The sequence below is a fragment of the Streptomyces sp. NPDC023541 genome (assembly GCF_055559995.1).
Map to the genome: position 1 here is coordinate 228,048 of NZ_JBVHJO010000002.1, position 22,318 is coordinate 250,365.

Consider the following 22,318-nt stretch of genomic DNA (forward strand, 5'->3'; position numbering starts at 1 on the left):
ACGCCCACGCACTGCCCGCGTGGTTCGGTCCGGAGGATGTCGTGAGCGACACACAGACCTATCTCGAGAACCGCCCGCCCACCGTGGCGGTGCTCTTCCTTGAGCGCGTCGCAGCGACGCCGAACGCGGAGGCCTACCGGTACCCGGTGCCCGCGGCCGGCGGCAAGGGCGCCACAGACGACTGGAAGTCGCTGAGCTGGAGCCAGGCGGCCGAGCGGGTCTTCGCCATCGCGGCCGGCCTGATCTCCCTCGGCCTCGAAACGGAGGAACGCGTCGCGCTCGCCTCCAACACCCGCGTCGAGTGGATCCTCTCCGACCTCGGCGTGATGTGCGCCGGCGGCGCGGTCACCACGATCTATCCCAGCACCAACGCGGACGAGTCGGCGTTCATCCTCGCGGACTCCGAGAGCCGGGTCCTCATCGCCGAGGACGCCGCGCAGCTGGCGAAGGCGCGCGAGCGCCGCGCCGACCTGCCGGGGCTGCGCCACGTCGTGGTGCTGGAGGCCGCCGACGCGGTCGCCGCCGAGGGCGACCCGGAGGGCTGGGTGCTCTCGCTGGCCGACCTGGAGGCCAAGGGCGGCGAGTACCTCGCCAAGCACCCCGGGGCCGTCGAGGAGCGCATCGCGTCCATCACCCCCGAGCAGCTCGCCACCCTCATCTACACCTCCGGCACCACCGGCCGGCCCAAGGGCGTCCGGCTGCCGCACGACAACTGGTCGTACATGGCCAAGGCCATGGTCGCCACCGGGCTGATCGGCAAGGACGACGTCCAGTACCTGTGGCTGCCGCTGGCCCACGTCTTCGGCAAGGTGCTGACCTCCGGGCAGATCGAGGCCGGGCACGTCACCGCGGTCGACGGCCGCATCGACAAGATCATCGAGAACCTGCCGGTGGTCCAGCCGACCTACATGGCAGCCGTTCCGCGCATCTTCGAGAAGGTCTACAACGGCGTGGCCGCCAAGGCCCGGGCCGGCGGCGGCGCCAAGTACAAGATCTTCCAGTGGTCGGTCGGCGTCGCCCGCGAGTACGCCAAGGTCACGCAGGACAACTTCCGCCGCACCGGGCGCGCGACCGCCCCCTTCGCGCTCACCACCAAGCACAAGGTCGCCGACGCGCTCGTCTACTCCAAGCTCCGCGACGCCTTCGGCGGCAAGCTGCGCGCCGCGGTCTCCGGTGCCTCCGCCCTGGCCCCCGAGATCGGCTTCTTCTTCTCCGGCGCGGGCGTCCACATCCTGGAGGGCTACGGCCTGACCGAGTCCAGCGCGGCCTCCTTCGTCAACCCGGGCGAGGCCTACCGCACCGGCACGGTCGGCAAGCCGCTCCCCGGCACCGAGGTCCGCATCGCCGACGACGGCGAGGTCCTGCTGCGCGGCCCCGGCATCATGCAGGGCTACCACAGGCAGCCGGACAAGACCGCCGAGGTCCTGGAGTCGGACGGCTGGCTGCACACGGGCGACATCGGAGAGCTGTCGGCCGACGGCTACCTGCGCATCACCGACCGCAAGAAGGACCTGATCAAGACCTCGGGCGGCAAGTACGTCGCCCCGGCCGAGATCGAGGGCCAGTTCAAGGCGATCTGCCCGTACGTGTCGACCATCGTCGTGCACGGCGCCGACCGGAACTTCTGCACCGCCCTGATCGCGCTCGACGAGCCGTCGATCCTGGTCTGGGCGGCCGAGAACGGGCTGGAGGGCCGGACGTACAAGGAGGTCCTGGCGGCGCCCGAGACCAACCGGCTGATCGAGACCTACGTCCAGACCCTGAACGAGGGCCTCCAGCGGTGGCAGACGGTCAAGAAGTTCCGGATCCTGCCGCGCGACCTGGACGTCGAGCACGGCGACCTCACGCCCAGCCTGAAGCTGAAGCGGCCGGTGGTCGAGCGTGAGTTCAAGCACCTGATCGAGGAGATGTACGAGGGGTCGCGCGAGGCGTAGCGCCTGCCGCGGGCCAGGCGGGCCGGGCGGTGGCCCGCCCCGCGGCCCCGCTGCTCCCCGGCGGGCCCGGGGAGGGCCGGGGCTGCGGGGCCGTGCTTCCCTGCGGGTCCGCTCCCCGGGGCTCCGCCCCGGACCCCGCGCCCGGAACGCCGGCGGGGCCGCAGTGGTGCCCGGCGGGGCCGACCACGTGCCGGGTGCGGGATGATGGGGGCATGCCTTCCGCACTCCCCGACGGTGAACCCATGCCCGAAGACGGCTCACTGCCGTCGCATGCCCTGGCGGGCGCGGGGGAGCGGCCGCTCGGGTTCTACCTGCACGTCCCGTACTGCGCCACGCGCTGCGGGTACTGCGACTTCAACACCTACACGGCCACCGAGCTGCGGGGCACCGGAGGCGTGCTCGCCTCCCGCGAGAACTACGCCGACACCCTGATCGACGAGGTCCGCCTCGCACGGAAGGTCCTCGGCGACGACCCGCGGCCCGTCCGCACGGTCTTCGTCGGCGGCGGCACGCCGACGCTGCTGCCCGCCGCCGACCTCGTGCGGATGCTCGCGGCGATCCGGGACGAGTTCGGCCTGGCCGACGGCGCCGAGATCACCACGGAGGCCAATCCGGAGTCCGTCGACCCGGCGTACCTGGCCGAGCTGCGCGCCGGGGGCTTCAACCGGATCTCCTTCGGCATGCAGAGCGCCAAGCAGCACGTCCTGAAGGTCCTGGACCGCACCCACACGCCCGGGCGCCCCGAGGCGTGCGTCGCCGAGGCGCGCGCGGCGGGCTTCGAGCACGTCAACCTCGACCTGATCTACGGCACGCCCGGCGAGAGCGACCAGGACTGGCGGGACTCCCTCTCCGCCGCCCTCGGGGCCGGCCCGGACCACGTCAGCGCCTACGCGCTGATCGTCGAGGAGGGCACGCAGCTGGCACGCCGGATCCGCCGCGGCGAGGTCCCCATGACCGACGACGACGTCCACGCCGACCGCTACCTGATCGCCGACGAGGTCATGGCCGAGGCCGGCTACTCCTGGTACGAGGTGTCGAACTGGGCCACCTCGGAGGCCGGCCGCTGCCTGCACAACGAGCTGTACTGGCGCGGCGCCGACTGGTGGGGCGCCGGGCCGGGCGCGCACTCGCACGTGGGCGGCGTGCGCTGGTGGAACGTCAAGCACCCCGGTGCCTACGCCGCCGCCCTCGCGGAGGGCCGCTCCCCGGGAGCGGGGCGCGAGCTGCTGTCGGAGGAGGACCGCCGCGTGGAGCGGATCCTGCTGGAGCTGCGCCTCGTGGACGGCGTCCCGCTGTCCCTGCTCGCCCCGGCCGGCCTCGCGTCCTCCCGCAGGGCCCTCGCGGACGGCCTCCTGGAGTCCGGACCGTACGAGGCGGGGCGGGCCGTCCTGACCCTGCGCGGGCGGCTGCTGGCCGACGCCGTGGTCCGGGACCTGGTCGACTGACCAGGCGCCGCCTTCAGGCGTCGCCGCCGGCCGTGACGAAGTCGATCAGTTCTTCCACGCGGCCCAGCAGGGTCGGCTCCAGGTCCTTGTAGGAGCCCACCCGGGACAGGATGTGCTGCCAGGCGGCCCCGGTGTTCTCCGGCCAGCCCAGGGCCCTGCAGACGCCCGTCTTCCAGTCCTGGCCGCGCGGGACCACCGGCCACGCCGGGATGCCCAGCGCGGACGGCTTCACCGCCTGCCAGACGTCCACGTAGGGGTGGCCCACCACCAGGACGTCCGGCGAGGTCACCGAGGCGGCGATACGGGACTCCTTCGAGCCCGGCACCAGGTGGTCCACCAGCACCCCCAGCCGGGCGTCGGGCGCCGGACCGAACTGCGCCACCACCGCCGGGAGGTCGTCGACGCCCTCCAGGTACTCGACCACCACGCCCTCGATGCGCAGGTCGTCGCCCCAGACCCGCTCCACCAGCTCGGCGTCGTGCCGGCCCTCGACGTAGATCCGGCCCGCACGGGCCACCCGTGCCCGGGCGCCGGGGACGGCGATCGACCCCGACGCCGTACGGGCCGGCGCCGACGGGCCCCGGGGCGGGCGGACCAGGGTGACCACCGCGCCGTCCAGCAGGAAGCCCCGCGGCTCCATCGGGAACACCCGGCGCTTGCCGAAGCGGTCCTCCAGGGTCACCGTGCCCGCCTCGCAGGCCACCACCGCGCCGCAGAAGTCCGTACCCGCCACCTCGACCACCAGGTCCGGTTCCGCGGCGACCTCCGGCACGGCCCTGGGTCGCTTCCACTGCGGGGTCAGGTCGGGGGAGTACTCGCGCATCCGGCCGACACTAGGAGAGCCGCGCGCCTCCCGGCAACGACACGCCCGAACGGGCCGCCGGTGTGGCGCGTTGCGCACGCACGAACCCAGCGGTGACCACCGCTCCGTGACCCGGCACGTACAGCGCGTCCTCACCGCCCAGCGACAGCAGCCGGTCCAGGGCGGCGGGCCACTGCCGCGGCACCGCGTCCGGGCCGGCCGACGGCTCGCCCGACTCCTCCACCAGGTCCCCGCAGAACACCGTCTCGCGCTCGCCCGGGACGAAGACGGCCAGGTCGTGCCCGGTGTGCCCGGGCCCCACGTTGGCCAGCAGCACCTGCACCCCGCCCAGCTCCAGCGTCCACTCGCCCGAGACCGGATGGGCGGGCAGCACCAGCTGGTCCACCGCCTCGGCCGCCTCCTCCTCCGCGAGCCCGTGCCGCACCGCGTCCCCGCGCAGCTCCTCGCGGCCCGACGCGAGCAGCGCGTCCAGTCCGACCGCCCCGAAGACCTCGACCCCCGCGAAGGCGGACGCTCCCAGCACGTGGTCGAAATGACCGTGCGTGAATGCGATATGGGTCACGCTCCGGCCCGTCAGCCGCTCGGCCTCCGCCCGCACCCGCGCGCCCTCGCGCACGCTCGAACCGGGGTCGATCAGGAGGACGGACTCGTCCCCCACCACCAGTCCCACCGTGCAGTCCCACACCGGCAGACGCCGCCGGCCGGCCCGTCCGGTGAGCCGTTCCCAGCCCGCCTCTTCCCATCGCACGTCCATGCCGCGACGCTACCCTGGCGGGCCTCCCTTGCCAGGGTCTCCGTACCCGGCCGTACACTGAGCGGGGGATTCTTGGCACTCGAACGGACAGAGTGCCAACGAACGCCAGAACTCGGCAGAACACGGCAACGGATCACGCTGGAGGTGTGCGCATGCTCAGCGAACGCAGACTCGAAGTGCTGCGCGCCATCGTCCAGGACTACGTCGGGACGGAGGAGCCGGTCGGCTCCAAGGCGCTCACCGAGCGGCACCGGCTCGGCGTCTCGCCCGCCACCGTGCGCAACGACATGGCGGTGCTGGAGGAAGAGGGCTACATCGCCCAGCCCCACACCAGCGCCGGCCGGATCCCCACCGACAAGGGCTACCGCCTCTTCGTCGACAAGCTGGCGGGGGTCAAGCCGTTGTCGACGCCCGAGCGCCGGGCCATCCAGAACTTCCTCGACGGAGCCGTCGACCTCGACGACGTCGTGGGCCGTACGGTGCGGCTGCTCGCGCAGCTCACCCGGCAGGTCGCGGTCGTGCAGTACCCGAGCCTGACCCGGTCGACCGTCCGGCACGTGGAGCTGCTCTCGCTCGCCCCCGCGCGTCTGATGCTCGTACTGATCACGGACACCGGACGCGTCGAGCAGCGGCTCGTCGACTGCCCGAGCCCCTTCAGCGAGGCCTCGCTCGCCGACCTGCGGGCCCGGCTCAACAGCAGGGTCGTCGGCCGGCGCTTCACCGACGTCCCCCCGCTCGTCCAGGACCTCCCGGAATCCTTCGAGGCCGACGACCGCGGCACGGTCTCCACCGTGCTGTCGACCCTCCTCGAAACCCTGGTCGAGGAGGCGGAGGAGCGGCTGATGATCGGCGGTACCGCCAATCTCACCCGCTTCGGACACGATTTCCCCCTGACGATCAGGCCGGTGCTGGAGGCGCTGGAGGAGCAGGTCGTGCTCCTCAAGCTGCTCGGCGAGGCCAATGAGTCGGGAATGGCCGTAAGGATCGGGCACGAGAACGCCTACGAGGGGCTCAACTCCACGTCGGTCGTCTCGGTCGGTTACGGTTCGGGCGGCGAAACGGTCGCCAAACTCGGCGTGGTCGGACCGACCCGCATGGACTACCCCGGAACGATGGGAGCGGTACGCGCAGTGGCACGTTACGTCGGACAGATCCTGGCGGAGTCGTAAGTGGCCACCGACTACTACGCCGTTCTCGGCGTACGCCGCGACGCATCGCAGGACGAGATCAAGAAGGCCTTCCGGCGCCTCGCGCGTGAACTTCACCCGGACGTGAATCCGGACCCGAAGACGCAGGAGCGCTTCAAGGAGATCAACGCGGCCTACGAGGTGCTCTCGGACCCGCAGAAGAAGCAGGTCTACGACCTCGGGGGCGACCCGCTGTCCTCCTCGGGCGGTGGCGGTGGGGCCGGCGGCTTCGGAGCGGGCGGCTTCGGCAACTTCTCCGACATCATGGACGCCTTCTTCGGCCAGGCCTCGCAGCGCGGTCCGCGCTCGCGTACCCGCCGCGGCCAGGACGCCATGATCCGCCTGGACCTGGAGCTGGACGAGGCGGCCTTCGGGACGACCAAGGACATCCAGGTCGACACGGCCGTCGTCTGCACCACCTGCTCCGGTGAGGGTGCCGCCCCCGGCACCTCGGCGCAGACGTGTGACATGTGCCGCGGCCGCGGTGAGGTCTCGCAGGTCACCCGGTCCTTCCTGGGCCAGGTCATGACCTCGCGGCCCTGCCCGCAGTGCCAGGGCTTCGGCACCGTCGTCCCGACCCCGTGCCACGAGTGCGCGGGCGACGGCCGGGTCCGCTCCCGCCGCAGCCTCACGGTCAAGATCCCGGCCGGTGTCGAGAACGGCACCCGGATCCAGCTCGCGGGCGAGGGCGAGGTCGGCCCCGGCGGCGGTCCCGCCGGCGACCTGTACGTGGAGATCCACGAGCTGGCGCACCCGACCTTCCAGCGGCGCGGGGACGACCTGCACTGCACGGTCACCATCCCCATGACGGCGGCCGCGCTGGGCACCAAATGCCCGCTGGAGACGCTCGACGGCCTGGAGGAGATCGACATCCGGCCCGGCACCGGGTCCGGCCAGGCGATCCCGCTGCACGGGCGCGGCGTCACGCACCTGCGCGGCGGCGGGCGCGGTGACCTGATCGTCCACGTCGAGGTCACCACCCCGGGCAAGCTGGACGCCCAGCAGGAGGAGCTGCTGCGCCAGCTGGCGAAGCTGCGCGGCGAGGAGCGGCCCATGGGCCAGTTCGCGCCGGGCCAGCAGGGCCTGTTCAGCCGTCTGAAGGACGCGTTCAACGGTCGCTGACCGAAGGGCGTGCACCGCTTCGAGCCCGGCAGGGGGGATCCCCCGGCCGGGCTCTTCGCGTGGCCCGCAGCCGGCCGCGGGCCCGCCGGGAAGGGGACTATGCCAGGCGAATGCGGTGATTCGGCCCCATGGGCCGGACGTGGCACGATGCAGTCCATGTCCACCGCGGCGAACGGTCTCTCCTCCCACCCGATCGTGCAGGCCCCCATGGCGGGCGGCGCCTCCTGCCCGCCGCTCGTCGCCGCCGTGTGCGAGGCGGGCGGGCTGGGGTTCCTGGCCGGGGGCTACAAGACCGCCGACGGGATGTACCAGGAGATCAAGCAGGTGCGCGCGCTCACCCGGCGCCACTTCGGCGTCAACCTCTCCATGCCGCAGACCGGGTACGTCGACCCGGCCGCGGTGGAGGCGTACCGCGGGCAGCTGGCCGGCGAGGCCAGCTGGTACGAGATCTCGCTCGCCGAGGAGGACATCATCGGCACCAGCGACGACGGCTACGACGCCAAGCTCGCCATCCTCCTCGAAGACCCGGTCCCGGTCGTGTCGTTCACCTTCGGCTGCCCGGACTCCGCGGCCCTCGCCGCCCTGCGCAAGGCCGGTACGTACACCGTCGTCACGGTGACCTCCGTGGAGGAGGCCCGCAGCGCCCAGCGGGCGGGGGCCGACGCCGTCTGCGTCCAGGGCGTCGAGGCCGGCGGCCACCAGGGCACCCACCGCGACGACCCGCAGATCGACGGCACCGCTGCCGTGGGACTGCTCGCGCTGGTGGCGCAGGTACGGGAGGCCGTGGCCCTGCCGATCATCGCGGCGGGCGGCGTCATGCGCGGCGCGCAGATCGCCGCACTGCTGGCGGCCGGCGCGGCGGCGGCGCAGCTCGGGACGGCCTTCCTGGTCTGTCCGGAGTCGGGTGCGGACCCCGTGCACAAGAAGGCGCTGACCGACCCGCTCTTCGTGCGGACGGAGCTGACCCGGGCCTTCTCCGGGAGGCCGGCGCGGGGGCTGGTCAACCGCTTCGTGCGGGAGCACGGCCCCTACGCCCCGGCCGCCTACCCCCAGGTCCACCACCTGACCTCGGGGCTGCGCAAGGCGGCCGCCGCGGCCGGCGACCCGCAGGGCATGGCCCTGTGGGCGGGCCAGGGGCACCGGCTCGCACGGGCGCTGCCGGCGGCGCAGCTGGTGGAGGTGCTGGCGGCGGAACTGGCCGAGGCACAGAGCACGTTGAAGGACATGCAGATGAGGAGTGCGTCATGACGGCCCCGGTGTTCGTGGTCGCAGAGGTCCCCACGGGGGCGGAGTTCGTCCTGGACGGCCCGGAGGGCCGGCATGCCGTGTCCGTGAAACGGCTGAACCCGGGCGAGCGGGTCGTCCTGACGGACGGCCGGGGCGGCTGGGCGGAGGCGGTCGTCAAGGCGGCCGAGGGCAAGGACCGGCTCGTCGTCGCGGTCGCCTCGGCCGGGCGGGAGGAGGAGCCCGCGGTCCGCATCACCGTGGTCCAGGCCCTGCCCAAGGGGGACCGGGGCGAGCTGGCCGTCGAGACCATGACCGAGACCGGCGTGGACGCGATCGTGCCCTGGCAGGCCTCGCGCTGCATCACGCAGTGGCGCGGCGACCGCGGCGCCAAGTCCCTCGCCAAGTGGCGGGCCACGGCCCGGGAGGCGGGCAAGCAGTCCCGCCGGGTCCGCTTCCCGGAGGTGGCCGAGGCCATGTCCACCAAGCAGGTCGCGGCGCTGCTGGCCGGCGCCGACCTGGCGATGGTCCTGCACGAGGACCGCGACACCCCGTCGCAGGCCCTGGCCACGGCCGAGCTGCCCGCCTCCGGTTCCGTCGTCCTCGTGGTCGGCCCGGAAGGCGGGGTCTCCCCGGAGGAGCTGGAGGTCTTCGCCGCGGCCGGCGCGCACCCCTACCGGCTGGGCCGTTCCGTCCTGCGGACCTCCACCGCCGGCACCGCGGCCACGGCGGTCCTGCTGGCCCGTACCGGACGCTGGGCCTGACCGGCCGAAATGCACGCCCGCCGCGGGCGCCCGGCTGGATACGATGCCCGCACCGATCAACATCACGGGAGGGTGAGCAATGGCCGGGGAACCGCAGGCCGACTGCCTGTTCTGCAAGATCGTCGAGGGTGCCGTCCCGGCGACGGTGGTCCGGGAGACCGAGACCACCGTCGCCTTCCGGGACATCAACCCGCAAGCGCCCACGCACGTGCTCGTCATCCCCAAGGTGCACTACCCCGACGCGGCCTCCCTCGCGGCCGCCGAGCCGGGCGTCGCCGCCGACATACTGCGTGAGGCCGCACAGGTCGCCGCCGACGAGAAGATCGACGACCACGGTTACCGGATCGTCTTCAACACGGGCTCCGGCGCCGGGCAGACCGTCTGGCACGCCCACGCGCACGTCCTGGGCGGCCGCGGCCTCCAGTGGCCCCCGGGGTAGCACGTGTCCGTCAGGGAGTTCGTGGTGCTGGGCACCGCCAGCCAGGTGCCCACCCGCCACCGCAACCACAACGGCTACCTGCTGCGCTGGGACGGCGAGGGCATCCTCTTCGACCCGGGCGAGGGCACGCAGCGCCAGATGCTGCGTGCCGGGGTGGCCGCGCACGACATCAACAGGATCTGCGTCACCCACTTCCACGGCGACCACAGCCTCGGCCTCGCCGGGGTGATCCAGCGGATCAACCTCGACCAGGTCCCGCACCCCGTCGCCGCGCACTACCCGGCGTCGGGGCAGAAGTTCTTCGACCGGCTGCGGTACGCCACGGCCTACCGGGAGACCGTGCCGCTGCTCGAAGAGCCGGTGTCCGAAGACGGGCCGGTGGCGCGCGGGGCCTCATACGTCCTGGAGACCCGGCGGCTCTCGCACCCGGTGGAGTCCTTCGGCTACCGGATCACCGAGCCCGACGGGCGCCGGATGGTGCCCGAACAGCTCGCCCGGCACGGGATCAAGGGACCCGACGTGGGCCGGATCCAGCGGGAGGGGCGGCTCGGCGGGGTCACGCTGGAGGACGTCAGCGAGCCCAGGCCCGGGCAGCGCTTCGCCTTCGTCATGGACACCCGGCTCTGCCCCGGCGTGGACGAGCTCGCCGACGGCTGCGACATGCTGGTGATCGAGTCGACCTTCCTCGACGAGGACGAACGGCTGGCCACCGACCACGGGCACCTCACCGCCGGCCAGGCGGCGCGGGCGGCGCGGGACGCGGGGGTGCGCCACCTCGTGCTGACGCACTTCTCGCAGCGCTACACCGATCCGACCGAGTTCGAACGCCAGGCGCGGGCGGCGGGCTTCGAAGGGGAACTCACCGTGGCCGCGGACCTGATGCGGGTGCCGCTGCCGAAGCGGGGCTGACGCGGGCGGCCAGGGGGAGCGCGCCGCCCCGGGCCGCCCCCGCGGGTTGTCGATGATCGGTTCGGAGGGCATGTTCGAGGTGACCTGCGCCACACTGGGTTTTGATCGCGCCCGGGCGGGAAGGCCTGGCAGCTTTCACCGAGAAACGACCCTTCGAGATCAGCAGGGGAGACCACCGTGGCCAGTGGGGACCTCGACAGCCGCACCGCAGCCCTGGACCCGCTCGGTCCGCTGCGCGACCCGGAGGAGCCGGGCTGCGACGTCTTCCTGACCGGAACGGTCTTCCTCGACATCATCTTCACCGGCCTCGACTCGGCGCCCGTGCGCGGTACGGAGTCCTGGGCGCGAGGCATGGGCTCCAGCCCCGGCGGCGTCGCCAACATGGCCACCGCCCTGGCCCGGCTCGGCCTGCGCACCTCGCTCGCCGCGGCCTTCGGGGACGACCACTACGGCGAGTACTGCTGGGACGCTCTGGAGCAGGGCGAGGGCATCGACCTGTCCATGTCGCGCATCATCCCGGGCTGGCACAGTCCGGTCACGGTCTCGATGGCGTACGAGGGGGAGCGCACGATGGTCTCCCACGGCCACGAGGCCCCTCCGCCGGCGGGCCCCGGGCCCGTCCCGCAGTGCCCGCCGCGGGCCCGCGCCGCCGTGGCCTCGCTGGGGCCCGGCCGCGGCGAGGAGTGGATCGGCGAGGCAGCCCGGCGCGGCTCGCGGGTCTTCGCGGACGTGGGCTGGGACGAGAGCGGGCGCTGGGACCTGGGGGCCCTGGCAGACCTGGAGCACTGCGAGGCCTTCCTGCCGAACGCCGGCGAGGCGATGCGGTACACGCGCACCGAATGCCCCCGGGCGGCGGCCCGCGCACTGGCCGAGAAGGTGCCGATCGCGGTGGTGACCATGGGCCCCGAGGGCTCGTACGCGGTGGACGGGCGCACCGGGGAGACCGCGCACGTCCCCGGCATCGCCGTCGACGCCCTGGACCCCACGGGGGCGGGGGACGTGTACGTGGCGGGCTTCGTCACCGGGACCCTGGCGGGCTGGCCGCTGGCGGACCGGCTGGCCTTCGCCGGGCTGACCGCCGCCCTGTCGGTCCAGGAGTTCGGAGGCTCCCTGTCGGCCCCCGGCTGGCCGGAGGTCGCCCACTGGTGGCGGGCCGCCCCGCACGCGCTGCGCGGCCGCTACGGCTTCCTGGACGACCTGATCCCGTCGGCCGCCACACCGGCCGCCCGGCGCAGAGCCGTGCCGACCATCGGCTTCCGGCACTCCGCGTAGCCGGGGGAGCGCGGAGCCGGGCGGCGGCGCGGGCGGCGGCGCGGGCGGCGGCGCGGGCGGCGGGTAAAACCTCTCGGGGAAGCAGCGGCGGCGACGTACGCTTGGTACTCCGGAGGTCGTCGATCGGCGCGGCCCCTCAGCGGGAGGTATGCGCAGGCCACAGTGCCGGCCCATGACTCAGACACCGACAGCCCACATCCCCGCGCCGGGGCAGGCGCGAGCGCACTTCACCGTACCGGCGACGCACCCGATGGTGACGGTGCTCGGCTCGGGCGACGCCCTGTTGCGCGTGATCGAGAAGGCCTTCCCGAAGGCCGACATCCATGTTCGGGGCAATCAGGTCAGCGCGATCGGAGAAGCGGCGGAAGTCGCCCTGATCCAGCGACTGTTCGACGAGATGATGCTGGTGCTCCGCACCGGGCAGCCGATGACGGAGGACGCAGTGGAACGCTCGATCGCCATGCTCAGGGCGAGCTCGAACGGCAACGGCGACGGGCCCGAGACGCCCGCCGAGGTACTCACCCAGAACATCCTCTCCAGCCGCGGCCGCACCATCCGGCCCAAGACCCTCAACCAGAAGCGGTACGTCGACGCGATCGACAAGAACACGATCGTCTTCGGCATCGGCCCCGCCGGTACCGGAAAGACCTACCTCGCCATGGCCAAGGCGGTCCAGGCCCTGCAGTCCAAGCAGGTCAGCCGGATCATCCTGACCAGGCCCGCCGTCGAGGCGGGGGAGCGGCTCGGCTTCCTGCCGGGCACCCTCTTCGACAAGATCGACCCGTACCTGCGCCCGCTCTACGACGCGCTGCACGACATGCTCGACCCCGACTCCATCCCGAGGCTGATGGCGGCGGGCACGATCGAGGTCGCGCCGCTGGCCTACATGCGCGGACGCACGCTCAACGACGCGTTCGTGGTCCTCGACGAGGCCCAGAACACGACCACCGAGCAGATGAAGATGTTCCTGACCCGGCTCGGCTTCGACTCGAAGATCGTGATCACCGGTGACATCACCCAGATCGACCTTCCCGGCGGGGCCAGGAGCGGTCTGCGCCAGGTCCAGGAAATCCTCGACGGGGTACCGGACATCCACTTCTCCAGGCTCACGTCCGAGGATGTCGTCCGGCACAAGCTGGTCGGCCGTATCGTCGACGCGTACGAGAAGTACGACGACGGCCAGCAGGCCGCCACCGGCTACCAGCGGAAGTAGACCCCAGCGCACCATGTCGATCGACGTCAACAACGAGTCCGGAACCGAGGTCGACGAGCAGGCGATCCTCGACATCGCCCGCTACGCGCTCACCCGGATGCGGATCCACCCGCTCTCGGAGCTCTCCGTCATCGTCATCGACGAGGACGCGATGGAGCAGCTCCACATCCAGTGGATGGACCTGCCGGGCCCCACCGACGTCATGTCCTTCCCGATGGACGAGCTCCGTCCGCCGACCAAGGACGAAGAGGAGCCCCCGCAGGGGCTCCTCGGCGACATCGTGCTCTGCCCCGAGGTCGCGAAGAAGCAGGGTGAGGAAGCCCCGACGCAGCACTCCATGGACGAGGAGCTCCAGCTCCTGACCGTCCACGGGGTGCTGCACCTGCTCGGCTACGACCACGAGGAGCCGGACGAGAAGGCCGAGATGTTCGGCCTCCAGGCGGCCATCGTGGACGGCTGGCGCAGTGAGCGCGGGCTGACCGGCCCGTCCCCGGCTCCCACCGTCTCGTGAGCGCCCCGCAACTGATCACCGGCGCGGTGCTGCTGGTGGTCGTGGCCTGGTTCGCGGCGTGCGCGGAGTCCGGCATCGCCCGCATCTCGATCTTCCGTGCCGAACAGGCCGTACGGGAGGGCAGGCGCGGCAGCGAGAAGCTCGCCCAGGTGGCCGGCGACCCCACCCGCTACCTCAACGTGGCGCTGCTGGTCCGCGTCACCTGCGAGATGGCGGCCGGGGTGCTCGTCACCTACGTGTGCCTCGACGAGTTCGGCGAGAACTGGACCGCCCTGCTCGCGGCCATCGCCGTGATGGTGCTGGTCTCCTTCGTCGCCGTGGGCGTCTCCCCGCGTACGATCGGCCGCCAGCACCCGCTGAACACGGCGACGGCGGCCGCGTACGTCCTCGTACCGCTCGCCAGGATCATGGGACCGGTCCCGCAGCTGCTGATCCTCGTCGGCAACGCGCTCACGCCCGGCAAGGGCTTCCGCAAGGGACCCTTCGCCTCCGAGGCCGAGCTGCGGGCGATGGTCGACCTCGCCGAGAAGGAATCGCTCATCGAGGACGACGAGCGCCGGATGGTGCACCAGGTCTTCGAACTGGGCGACACGCTCGTGCGCGAGGTGATGGTGCCGCGCACCGACCTGGTCTGCATCGAGCGCTACAAGACGGTCCGTCAGGCGACCACGCTCGCCCTGCGGTCGGGCTTCTCGCGCATCCCGGTCACCGGGGAGAACGAGGACGACATCGTCGGGATCGTCTACCTGAAGGACCTGGTCCGCAAGACGCACATCAGCCGTGAGGCCGAGGCCGACCTGGTGTCGACGGCGATGCGGCCGGCCGTCTTCGTGCCGGACACCAAGAACGCGGGCGACCTGCTGCGCGAGATGCAGCAGGTGCGCAACCACGTGGCCGTCGTGATCGACGAGTACGGCGGCACGGCCGGCATCGTCACCATCGAGGACATCCTCGAGGAGATCGTCGGCGAGATCACGGACGAGTACGACCGGGAGCTCCCGCCGGTCGAGGACCTGGGCCAGGACCGCTACCGGGTCACGGCGCGCCTCGACATCACCGACCTCGGCGAGCTCTTCAAGGTCGAGGCGTTCGACGACGAGGACGTCGAGACGGTCGGCGGGCTGCTGGCGAAGGCGCTGGGGCGGGTACCGATCGCGGGAGCCTCGGCGATGGTCGACCTGCCCGACGGGCGGCCGCTGCGGCTGACGGCCGAATCGCCGGCGGGCCGGCGGAACAAGATCGTGACCGTACTGGTGGAACCGGTGGCCGCGGCGGGTGCCGCGGGGGAGGAGGGGGAATGACCCCGGCGCAGCTGCGGGAGTTCCTGCTGGGCTTCAACGCGGCGGTGGAGGAGTTCCCCTTCACGCCCGAGACCTCGGTGTTCAAGGTGAAGGGCAAGATGTTCGCACTCAGCGCGCTGGACGCCGAGCCGCTGAAGATCAACCTCAAGTGCGAACCGGAGCTGGCGGTGCGGCTGCGCGAGGAGCACGAGGCGATCGCGCCGGGCTACCACATGAACAAGCGGCACTGGAACACGGTGACCGTGGGCGGGATCCCCGACGCGATACTGCGCGAGCTCGTCGAGGACTCGTACGACCTGGTGGTCGCGGGGCTGCCGCGCGCGGAGCGCCTGAAGCTCGACCGGCCCTGATCCCGGTCCGCGGCGGGGTCGTTGCACGGCCGGGCAGCGGCGCTCCCTATGCTTTCGACCATGACGGAGAGCACCGGGATCGACCCCGAGGACAGCAAGATCATCACGCTGGCGCGCAGCGCCCGGGCCCGCAACGGGGTGCCCGAGGGGGCGGCGGTACGGGACGAGACGGGACGGACGTACGTCGCCGGGACGGTGGAGCTCGACTCCCTGAAGCTGAGCGCGCTGCAGACCGCGGTCGCGATGGCCGTGGCCAGCGGTGCTCGCTCCCTGGAGGCCGCGGCCGTCGTGAGCGCGGCCGAGGCTCCGGCGGAGGCCGACCGCGCAGCCGTCCGCGACCTCGGCGGCCCGGACACCCCGGTCCTCCTGGCGGCTCCGGACGGCACCCTGAGGTCCACGACCCCCGCCGGGTCGTAGCCGCCCATCCAGCCCCGCCCGGGGCCGTTTTCCGTTCCTGCGGCGCCACCCTGCCGGCCTCGCCCCAGGGGGCGCCGCCGCAGCCGCTGCGCAAGCACGTGCAGGCGGCCCCGGGGGTGGGCCCGACGGCCCACCGGCGTACGTTCCGGGCCACCGGGGGCGGCGGTGCCACGCTGTCATCCCCTGATGGGCCATCAGTTGATGCCGGGCCCCCGCATTGACTTCTCCCGCCGCCCGCTCGTGAATGGCCCCCTGCGCGGGGCTCGGCGCGAGAAAACCAGGGGGCGGGCAGTGCGAACACGGGCGCGGAACCGTAGATGGCCGGCGGCGGTCGCCGTGGCCGCACTCGCGGCCACGGCCGCAGGCACACTCGGCGCACCCGCCGCGGCCGAGGGGGAGACGCCCCCGGGACAGGTGGAGTTCCCCACGCAGTGCCTGGCGCCCCAGGAGGCCGGACTCCCGCCCGCCGACGGGCCGACCACCGCCCGGATCACCGTGGACGACCCGGCACCCCGCGTCGGCGACACCGTCACCGTGACCTACCAGGTGGTCAGGACCCCGGCCCGGAACCCGGCCGGCGGGGCCGGCGGCGAACTCCCCGCCGACGTGCTCACCCCGACCGGCCGGATCCTCCTGGCGGGCGCCCAGAGCGGCGAGGTCACCGTCGTCGGCGCCGAGCGCAACGACCCCGTCCCGGCCGGCGCGCCCCTGCCCGCCGTGACCATGACCGGCACCTTCACCGTCACCGCGCCCGGCGAGATCACCCTGGCCCCGGGCCCCTACACCCTGCACACCGGCCACCCGGCGGACCTCGACACCACCTGCACCGCCGCCGGCCCCGCCTCCGACCCGTCCGCGGCCCCCGTCTCCGCCCGCCTCACCGCCACCGAACTGCCCACGGCCAACCTGCGCAGCGTGTTCCTCGCCGCCGCCCACGGTAGGCCCGGTGCCGGGGTCGGGGTCACCGCCGCCGGATTCCCCCCGGGCGCGGCCGTGACCGTCGCAGGGCGGGCCGGCGCCGCCCAGACCGCCGACCGGGTGAGCGCCACCGCCGACGACCTGGGTACGGCCGTCCTGGAGTTGCCGGTCACGGACCGAACGACCACCGCCGTCGTCGCGTACGAGGGCGCGGCCTGGTCCGCGCGGCAGGGCTCCGGCCCGGCCGCGTACACGGTCGTCGACGCCGCCCCGCCGGCGTCCGCCACCCAGAAGGTCACCGCCACCGTCGAACCGGGCGCGCTCGGCATGACCCAGGCGGGCCGGGACATCACCCTCGGCACGGTCCCGTACGGCGACGGGGGAGCCGCCCCCGGCCGGATCGGCACCGTGACCGTCACCGACGCCCGCGGCGGCCCGGCAGGCTGGTCCCTGACCGGCAAGGCCACCGTCTTCACCGGACCGGGCGGGATGCGCATCCCGGGCGCGTCCCTGTCCTGGACCCCGTCCTGCGTGGCGGCCCCGGGCAGCCGGAGTACCTGTACGCCGGGCAGCGCGGGCGTCGTCGGCCCGCAGGGCGCGCTCCTGGCCTCCACCCCGGACGGCCCGCTGGTCGGCGGCACCTTCACCATCGACGCGACGGTTGCCCTGCACGTCCCGCCGTACACCCCGCCGGGCGCCTACACGGCGGTCCTGACGCTGACCCTGTCGTGACGTGTTCAGCCTCGCCGGCGATCGAGGCGCGGGGGGCCGGGCCGAAACGGCGCCGCCGCGGAGATCTCGTACACCCTCCACAACACCGGCAACGCCACCCCCCGGCCCCGCGCCGGCCTCACCGCCTCCGGCGCGCTCGGCCGCCGGCTGCTCGGCCGCGGGCTCACCGGGCTGCCCGCCGAACTGCTGCCGGGTCAGGAAGTGCGCCTCGCAACCCGTTGGGACGGCCTGCCCGACACGGAATGGGCACAGGTCACGGTGCATGCGCGGGCCGACGGAACCACAGCTCAGGGCCGTGCGGCCCACGCCGGGCACCCGCCGCTCGCGCCCGTGCCGGCCGTCGTCGCACTGGTCTGGTCGGCGCTGGGAGCCGCATCGGGGAGAATGGCCCGTATGAGCGATCGTTCCCCCGAGTCCACCGCCCCGCACCGTGCGGGCTTCGCCTGCTTCGTCGGCCGTCCCAACGCCGGCAAGTCGACCCTCACCAACGCACTCGTGGGCACCAAGGTCGCGATCACCTCCAACCGGCCGCAGACCACCCGCCACACCGTCCGCGGCATCGTGCACCGCCCCGACGCCCAGCTCGTCCTCGTCGACACGCCCGGCCTGCACAAGCCGCGCACCCTGCTCGGCGAGCGCCTCAACGACATCGTGCGCACCACCTGGGCCGAGGTCGACGTCATCGGCTTCTGCCTGCCGGCCGACCAGAAGCTGGGCCCCGGCGACAAGTTCATCGCCAAGGAGCTCGCGGGGATCAAGAAGACCCCCAAGATCGCCATCATCACCAAGACCGACCTGGTCGAGTCCAAGGTGGTGGGCGAGCAGCTCATCGCCGTCCACCAGCTCGCCGAGGAGCTGGGCTTCGAGTGGGCCGAGATCGTCCCCGTCTCGGCGGTCGGCGACAGCCAGGTCCAGCTGCTGGCCGACCTGATCGCGCCGCTGCTGCCGGAGAGCCCGCCGCTGTACCCGGAGGGCGACCTCACCGACGAGCCCGAGATGGTCATGGTCGCGGAGCTGATCCGCGAGGCCGCGCTGGAAGGCGTGCGCGACGAGCTCCCGCACTCCATCGCGGTCGTCGTCGAGGAGATGATCCCGCGCGAGAACCGCCCGGCGGACCGCCCGCTGCTCGACATCCACGCCAACGTCTACATCGAGCGGCCGAGCCAGAAGGGCATCATCATCGGCCCGAAGGGCTCCCGCCTGAAGGAGGTCGGGATGAAGTCGCGCAAGCACATCGAGGCGCTGCTCGGGACCCCCGTCTTCCTCGACCTCCACGTGAAGGTCGCCAAGGACTGGCAGCGGGACCCCAAGCAGCTCCGCAAGCTCGGCTTCTGACCGGCGGACACGCTCCAGTGGGTGCCTCGCCGATCTTGCCGGGCTCGCGTGATACGGCCTGATCGACAGGGCACCCCCTAAGGGCTGTCCCGTGACCCGGCGGGCGCACGACGACAGCCACGGCACCTCGCCGCGTTGTCGGAACGCCCGGATACGCCCAGTATCAGCACGCTCCTCCGCCTTGCGATGCACCGCATCTGACGCCGCGCGCTGATCCACCGGGGGTTACGGGACAGCCCTTAGGCAAGGCGCCGGACCGTCAGCACGTTGTCGGGGCGGGTCCCGGGCCGGCCCTCGGGGTCGGTCATGGGCTGGACGTGCTCCGCCGCGGTCAGGACCTCCCAGCCGCCCTCCGGCAGCTCCAGCTGCGCGAGGACCTCCTCCGGGTTCGGGAAGTGCATGTCCGCGTGGACGTCCGGGTTCCACGACGGCCCTCCCGCGTGGCCCACCACGAGGAGGGTCCCGCCGGGGGCCACCGCGGCGGCGGCCCTGCGCAGGATCCGCTCGCGCGGGAACTCGCCGTAGCTGTGCAGGAAGCACGCCGAGACGAGGTCGAACTCCCCCTCGGGGAAGGACTGCGCGAAGTCGTGCCGCTGCCAGTCGACGAGGTCGGCGACCCCGGCCTCGTCGGCGTGCTCGGCCGCGCGGGCGAGAGCCACCTTCGAGATGTCGGTGGCGGTGACCCGCCACCCGCGGCGGGCCAGCCAGACGGTGTCGGCGCCCTCCCCGCAGCCGAGGTCGAGGGCCCGGCCGGGGGCGAGGTCCTGGGTCTCACGGACCAGGAGGGCGTTCGGATTGCCGCTCCAGATGCGGGCGCTCTCGCTGTAGCGCTCGTCCCAGAACTCCTCGCCGCCGGCGACCGGGCCGTTCTCGTTCTCCGGCGTGTTCGCGTGCGCGTGCTGGTGCGCGTGGTGGTCGTGCTTCGACATGGGGGCCTCTTCCGCTCGGCGTCTCGTGCCACCGATGCTGCGCCCGCCCCACCCCGACTGGCAAACCTTGTTGCCGACCCGGCAAACAGGGCCGTGCGGTCAGAACGGTGCCGGCCGCCCCCGCGGCAGCCGGAACCGGTCGCTCACGCCGCGGGCTCCGCCGGCGGCTCGGCGATCAGGGCCGTGGCCACCCGGCGGAAGCCGGCGCGGGCATAGATCCGGGCCACGTCCTCGTCGCCGGCCGAGAGGAAGACCGTACGGGCGCCCCGCTCGCGGGCCTGCGCGACGAGGGCCGCGGTGACCCCGAGGGCCAGGCCCTGGCGGCGGGCCGACGGGAGGGTGCCGACGCCCACCACCTCGGCGACGTCGCCGACCGGGTTGAACATGCCCGAGCACAGGACCACGCCGTCCCGCACCGCCGCGGCCATCCCCGAGGTGCCCGCGGCGAGCTTCGCCGAGACGTTCGCCCGGTGCGGCTCCGCCGCCGGGTCCGCCGCCGCAGCCGCCAGCTCTGCCGGGCCGGCCTCGCCGACGGCGGTCCCCGGGGCGGCGAAGGCCAGCCCAGGGACCGCCACCGCGGCGGCCAGCAGGGGGTCCTCGGCGTCGAGCAGCCGCACCTCCGGGTGCGGGGGCAGCTCTTCGCCGGCCTCCAGCACCATCAGCGGGTGCGCGTGGACGTGGAGCCCCGCCGCCTCCACGGCGGCGCGCAGCGCGGGGCTGGTCTCGGCGACCCACTCGAAGGCCTCGGGCACGCCGAGTTCGCGCTGGCGGGCGAGCACCCGCTGCACGTCGGCGGCGCTCGCGTCGGAGCCGCCGAGCGCGGGCCGCGCGTAGAACGGCCAGCCCGAGCCCTCCTGGACGAACAGGGTCAGCGGCCCGAAGTCCTCGGCCCGGGCCCCGCCCACCCGCGGCACCGCGTCGTAGTACCGCTCCAGCTCGGACAGCATCGGATCGATCATGTGATTGGTCATCCGGTCATCCAAGCGCAAGGGCGTCCCTCAGGCACCTTCTTTCAGGACCCGTGAGATCAGCGCCCGCTGGGCCTCCGACAGGCGCGGCTCGGCGCAGGAGACCGTCCGCCCGTCCACCGTGATCCGGTACGAGAAGCCGTCCCGCACCCGGTCCGCCGGGTCGCCCGGCGGACCGGGCCGCAGGGCGAGCTGGGCCAGGGCCTTCCATTCCTCCTCGTCCGCCAGGCCCGCGGTGTCCACCTCGGCCCGGCGCTCGATGCCCGCGAAGCCGCCCGTCCTCACCACCTGAATCCGCATGGGAGCCCTCTACCCCGCCAGCGGGACGCCCACGGCCGACCACGCCTTCTGAAGGGCCTGGTGCTCCGCCCCGCCGTCCCCGTACCGGGTGGCGGCGGCCGCCGTCGAGAGCCGGGCGAAGTCCGCGAAGTCCGCCTTCGGGGTGAGGTCCCCGCCGGTCAGGGTGTCGTACCAGATCTGTCCGGCCCGCTCCCAGGCCTTGCCGCCGAGCTCGGTCGCCGCGATGTAGAAGGCGTGGTTGGGGATGCCCGAGTTGATGTGGACGCCGCCGTTGTCGCTGTGGGTGTTCACGTAGTCGTCCATGGTGGCCGGCTGCGGGTCCTTGCCGAGCTCGTCGTCGTCGTACGCCGTGCCCGGCGCCTTCATCGAGCGCAACGCGACCCCGGTCACGTCGGGGCCGAGCAGCCCGGCGCCGATCAGCCAGTCGGCCTCCTCGGCCGTCTGCTCCAGCGAGTACTGCTTGATCAGGGAGCCGAAGACGTCCGACATGGACTCGTTCAGGGCACCCGACTGGCCGCGGTAGCGCAGGTTCGCCGTGTACTGGGTGACGCCGTGCGTCAACTCGTGCCCGATGACGTCCACCGACACGGTGAAATCGAGGAAGAGGTCCCCGTCCCCGTCGCCGAAGACCATCTGCCGGCCGTCCCAGAAGGCGTTGTTGTAGTCCTCGCCGTAGTGGACGCTGGCTTCCAGCGGGAGTCCGGAATCGTCGATCGAGCGGCGCCCGAAGCCCTTCAGGAACAGCTCGTACGTCGCCCCGAGTCCCGCGTAGGCGCGGTTCACGGTGGCGTCCTTGCTCAGCGGGTCGCCCTCCTCGCGGACCTTCGTCCCGGGGAGCTGCGTGCGGTGCTGGGCGTCGAAGATCGTCCGCTGAGGGTCGTCCCCGGCGGGCGCGGCGAGCGTGGGCACGATCCCGCGCACGGCGGTGACGCGGCGCCGGGTGCGCAGCAGGGAGTCGCGTTCGAGGGTGCGCTGGGCGAGGTCGGCGCGCCGGGTGTTGCCGGACAGTGCGGCCTTGTCGAGGAGGTGCGGCGGCACGACCGTGCAGAAGACGGGGAAGCGGTGAGTGTGGGAGGCATCCATGCCCGGCAATGTGGCACCGCGTCACCTCGCTGTCACTAGGTGCAACCATGATTCATTCGGTTGTGTCACGTCCCCCCGCTGCAGAAACGTGCCTGGTGTGATCGCACGGCCGCTCCGAGGGGTCTTTCGGGGGATCGCCCCGACCTGGACCCGGCGAACGAGGCTTGGCTCACATTTGGTGCAAATCGGACGCTCGGGTCTTGCATACTGAAACAGGTCCTCGCGTTACGGCGCGGCTCGGATAGGCTCGGCCCATCATGCGTTTCGGGCTGCTTCTCCTTAGCTGCCGCGGCGAGGGTCTGTAGTCGTAGGCCGGCCCCCTCCCCGCGGAGTTTGGTGTTGCGGTTTTTACGACCGCCGTCGGCCGTCCCAGCGAACTACCGCGGAC

General features: G+C 72.9%; 22 protein-coding genes. 16 read left to right on the top strand and 6 right to left on the bottom strand.

The features are described from left to right. Positions 1-41: 41 nt before the first annotated feature. Positions 42-1,934 (top strand): AMP-dependent synthetase/ligase, encoded by a 1,893-nt coding sequence (locus ACZ3X1_RS04965; protein WP_356813303.1) that lies wholly within the window; start codon positions 42-44, stop codon positions 1,932-1,934. Between the two features lie 212 nt (positions 1,935-2,146). Next, complete coding sequence (hemW, locus tag ACZ3X1_RS04970; protein WP_356813304.1) at positions 2,147-3,379, top strand: radical SAM family heme chaperone HemW; 1,233 nt, start codon at positions 2,147-2,149, stop codon at positions 3,377-3,379. 13 nt (positions 3,380-3,392) lie between these two features. On the opposite strand, the gene ACZ3X1_RS04975 is transcribed toward hemW, so the two are convergent. After that, positions 3,393-4,202 carry a DUF3097 domain-containing protein gene (locus ACZ3X1_RS04975; RefSeq protein ID WP_356813305.1) on the bottom strand — a complete coding sequence of 270 codons (810 nt, stop codon included), beginning with the start codon at positions 4,200-4,202 and terminating at the stop codon, positions 3,393-3,395. 10 nt (positions 4,203-4,212) lie between these two features. After that, a complete protein-coding gene (locus ACZ3X1_RS04980) occupies positions 4,213-4,956 on the bottom strand; it encodes an MBL fold metallo-hydrolase (protein ID WP_467276689.1) in 744 nt (247 codons plus the stop codon). Positions 4,957-5,108: 152 nt separating this feature from the next. On the opposite strand from ACZ3X1_RS04980, the gene hrcA reads away from it, so the two are divergent. From hrcA to era, 14 genes are all read left to right on the top strand, one after another. Further along, the gene (hrcA, locus tag ACZ3X1_RS04985) at positions 5,109-6,125 is read left to right on the top strand and encodes a heat-inducible transcriptional repressor HrcA (RefSeq protein ID WP_030649845.1); all 1,017 of its coding nucleotides are present in this window, start codon (positions 5,109-5,111) and stop codon (positions 6,123-6,125) included. Next, complete coding sequence (gene dnaJ, locus ACZ3X1_RS04990; RefSeq protein WP_030649843.1) at positions 6,126-7,265, top strand: molecular chaperone DnaJ; 1,140 nt, start codon at positions 6,126-6,128, stop codon at positions 7,263-7,265. Between the two features lie 156 nt (positions 7,266-7,421). Next, positions 7,422-8,513, top strand: a complete 1,092-nt coding sequence (locus tag ACZ3X1_RS04995; RefSeq protein WP_467276696.1) for a nitronate monooxygenase — start codon at positions 7,422-7,424, stop codon at positions 8,511-8,513. Continuing rightward, a complete protein-coding gene (locus ACZ3X1_RS05000; protein WP_467276699.1) occupies positions 8,510-9,253 on the top strand; it encodes a 16S rRNA (uracil(1498)-N(3))-methyltransferase in 744 nt (247 codons plus the stop codon). The genes ACZ3X1_RS04995 and ACZ3X1_RS05000 overlap by 4 nt, the downstream gene beginning before the upstream one ends. Before the next feature lie 79 nt (positions 9,254-9,332). Beyond that, positions 9,333-9,692, top strand: coding sequence for a histidine triad nucleotide-binding protein (locus ACZ3X1_RS05005; RefSeq protein ID WP_030027777.1), 360 nt, complete (start codon positions 9,333-9,335; stop codon positions 9,690-9,692). A gap of 3 nt (positions 9,693-9,695) precedes the next feature. After that, positions 9,696-10,601: a ribonuclease Z gene (locus ACZ3X1_RS05010; protein ID WP_362634806.1), complete on the top strand. Its 906-nt coding sequence runs from the start codon at positions 9,696-9,698 to the stop codon at positions 10,599-10,601. A 177-nt stretch (positions 10,602-10,778) separates the two neighbouring features. Beyond that, positions 10,779-11,873, top strand: coding sequence for a carbohydrate kinase family protein (locus tag ACZ3X1_RS05015; RefSeq protein WP_356813310.1), 1,095 nt, complete (start codon positions 10,779-10,781; stop codon positions 11,871-11,873). A 172-nt stretch (positions 11,874-12,045) separates the two neighbouring features. Further along, positions 12,046-13,086 carry a PhoH family protein gene (locus tag ACZ3X1_RS05020; protein WP_356813311.1) on the top strand — a complete coding sequence of 347 codons (1,041 nt, stop codon included), beginning with the start codon at positions 12,046-12,048 and terminating at the stop codon, positions 13,084-13,086. A 13-nt stretch (positions 13,087-13,099) separates the two neighbouring features. Continuing rightward, positions 13,100-13,597: an rRNA maturation RNase YbeY gene (gene ybeY / locus ACZ3X1_RS05025; protein ID WP_356813312.1), complete on the top strand. Its 498-nt coding sequence runs from the start codon at positions 13,100-13,102 to the stop codon at positions 13,595-13,597. Then, a complete protein-coding gene (locus ACZ3X1_RS05030; protein ID WP_356813313.1) occupies positions 13,594-14,898 on the top strand; it encodes a hemolysin family protein in 1,305 nt (434 codons plus the stop codon). The genes ybeY and ACZ3X1_RS05030 overlap by 4 nt, the downstream gene beginning before the upstream one ends. Next, positions 14,895-15,248, top strand: coding sequence for an MmcQ/YjbR family DNA-binding protein (locus ACZ3X1_RS05035; RefSeq protein WP_467276712.1), 354 nt, complete (start codon positions 14,895-14,897; stop codon positions 15,246-15,248). The genes ACZ3X1_RS05030 and ACZ3X1_RS05035 overlap by 4 nt, the downstream gene beginning before the upstream one ends. Before the next feature lie 60 nt (positions 15,249-15,308). Then, positions 15,309-15,665 carry a cytidine deaminase gene (locus ACZ3X1_RS05040; RefSeq protein ID WP_356813315.1) on the top strand — a complete coding sequence of 119 codons (357 nt, stop codon included), beginning with the start codon at positions 15,309-15,311 and terminating at the stop codon, positions 15,663-15,665. A gap of 336 nt (positions 15,666-16,001) precedes the next feature. Next, the gene (locus ACZ3X1_RS05045) at positions 16,002-17,315 is read left to right on the top strand and encodes a WxL domain-containing protein (RefSeq protein ID WP_467276714.1); all 1,314 of its coding nucleotides are present in this window, start codon (positions 16,002-16,004) and stop codon (positions 17,313-17,315) included. Between the two features lie 384 nt (positions 17,316-17,699). Beyond that, positions 17,700-18,650 (top strand): GTPase Era, encoded by a 951-nt coding sequence (gene era / locus ACZ3X1_RS05050; RefSeq protein WP_031145754.1) that lies wholly within the window; start codon positions 17,700-17,702, stop codon positions 18,648-18,650. Positions 18,651-18,889: 239 nt separating this feature from the next. Here era and ACZ3X1_RS05055 read toward each other — a convergent pair whose 3' ends face one another. From ACZ3X1_RS05055 to ACZ3X1_RS05070, 4 genes are all read right to left on the bottom strand, one after another. Beyond that, entirely contained in the window at positions 18,890-19,579 is a 690-nt protein-coding gene (locus tag ACZ3X1_RS05055) for an SAM-dependent methyltransferase (RefSeq protein ID WP_467276716.1), read from the bottom strand. A 143-nt stretch (positions 19,580-19,722) separates the two neighbouring features. Next, positions 19,723-20,550, bottom strand: a complete 828-nt coding sequence (locus tag ACZ3X1_RS05060; RefSeq protein ID WP_390076873.1) for a GNAT family N-acetyltransferase — start codon at positions 20,548-20,550, stop codon at positions 19,723-19,725. A 27-nt stretch (positions 20,551-20,577) separates the two neighbouring features. After that, positions 20,578-20,847, bottom strand: a complete 270-nt coding sequence (locus ACZ3X1_RS05065; RefSeq protein ID WP_390076871.1) for a protealysin inhibitor emfourin — start codon at positions 20,845-20,847, stop codon at positions 20,578-20,580. Positions 20,848-20,856: 9 nt separating this feature from the next. Beyond that, on the bottom strand, positions 20,857-21,930 hold the full coding sequence (locus ACZ3X1_RS05070) for a M4 family metallopeptidase (protein WP_356815196.1): 1,074 nt from the start codon (positions 21,928-21,930) through the stop codon (positions 20,857-20,859). Positions 21,931-22,318 lie beyond the last annotated feature (388 nt).

Coding starts and splice junctions, on each gene's coding strand:
- hemW (WP_356813304.1), top strand. CDS start 2,147: ATGCCTTCCGCACTCCCCGACGGTGAACCCATGCCCGAAGACGGCTCA.
- ACZ3X1_RS04975 (WP_356813305.1), bottom strand. CDS start 4,202: ATGCGCGAGTACTCCCCCGACCTGACCCCGCAGTGGAAGCGACCCAGG.
- ACZ3X1_RS04980 (WP_467276689.1), bottom strand. CDS start 4,956: ATGGACGTGCGATGGGAAGAGGCGGGCTGGGAACGGCTCACCGGACGG.
- hrcA (WP_030649845.1), top strand. CDS start 5,109: ATGCTCAGCGAACGCAGACTCGAAGTGCTGCGCGCCATCGTCCAGGAC.
- ACZ3X1_RS04995 (WP_467276696.1), top strand. CDS start 7,422: ATGTCCACCGCGGCGAACGGTCTCTCCTCCCACCCGATCGTGCAGGCC.
- ACZ3X1_RS05000 (WP_467276699.1), top strand. CDS start 8,510: ATGACGGCCCCGGTGTTCGTGGTCGCAGAGGTCCCCACGGGGGCGGAG.
- ACZ3X1_RS05005 (WP_030027777.1), top strand. CDS start 9,333: ATGGCCGGGGAACCGCAGGCCGACTGCCTGTTCTGCAAGATCGTCGAG.
- ACZ3X1_RS05020 (WP_356813311.1), top strand. CDS start 12,046: ATGACTCAGACACCGACAGCCCACATCCCCGCGCCGGGGCAGGCGCGA.
- ybeY (WP_356813312.1), top strand. CDS start 13,100: ATGTCGATCGACGTCAACAACGAGTCCGGAACCGAGGTCGACGAGCAG.
- ACZ3X1_RS05035 (WP_467276712.1), top strand. CDS start 14,895: ATGACCCCGGCGCAGCTGCGGGAGTTCCTGCTGGGCTTCAACGCGGCG.
- ACZ3X1_RS05040 (WP_356813315.1), top strand. CDS start 15,309: ATGACGGAGAGCACCGGGATCGACCCCGAGGACAGCAAGATCATCACG.
- era (WP_031145754.1), top strand. CDS start 17,700: ATGGCCCGTATGAGCGATCGTTCCCCCGAGTCCACCGCCCCGCACCGT.
- ACZ3X1_RS05055 (WP_467276716.1), bottom strand. CDS start 19,579: ATGTCGAAGCACGACCACCACGCGCACCAGCACGCGCACGCGAACACG.
- ACZ3X1_RS05060 (WP_390076873.1), bottom strand. CDS start 20,550: ATGACCAATCACATGATCGATCCGATGCTGTCCGAGCTGGAGCGGTAC.
- ACZ3X1_RS05065 (WP_390076871.1), bottom strand. CDS start 20,847: ATGCGGATTCAGGTGGTGAGGACGGGCGGCTTCGCGGGCATCGAGCGC.
- ACZ3X1_RS05070 (WP_356815196.1), bottom strand. CDS start 21,930: ATGGATGCCTCCCACACTCACCGCTTCCCCGTCTTCTGCACGGTCGTG.